Source organism: Joostella atrarenae (genome assembly GCF_021764745.1).
GTDB classification, from domain to species: domain Bacteria; phylum Bacteroidota; class Bacteroidia; order Flavobacteriales; family Flavobacteriaceae; genus Galbibacter; species Galbibacter atrarenae.
Map to the genome: position 1 here is coordinate 1 of NZ_JAETXX010000065.1, position 237 is coordinate 237.

Consider the following 237-nt stretch of genomic DNA (forward strand, 5'->3'; position numbering starts at 1 on the left):
CGCACTTAAATCTGGCGTCACACAATCATCTGGACATGTAGCTGGGATCGCTACCATAATTGAGGTCTCACAATCCACTCCATTACTCGAAGTAATCACTAGGTCACTTTCAAATGGAATGTTTGTGATCATATTATTAGCCGTATCTAACGTTCCTACGTTAATACTAATAGTTCCATTACTGATGTATGATACGCTATAAGCGGCACCATCACAACTTAATGCCCCAACCGTTAA

1 protein-coding gene is annotated in these 237 nt (G+C 40.5%); it reads right to left on the reverse strand.

Annotation, left to right across the window (positions count from 1 at the left end; translation table 11 throughout):
* Positions 1-237 (reverse strand): hypothetical protein (locus JM658_RS17080; protein WP_236961121.1); only part of this gene is annotated, 237 nt, incomplete at both ends.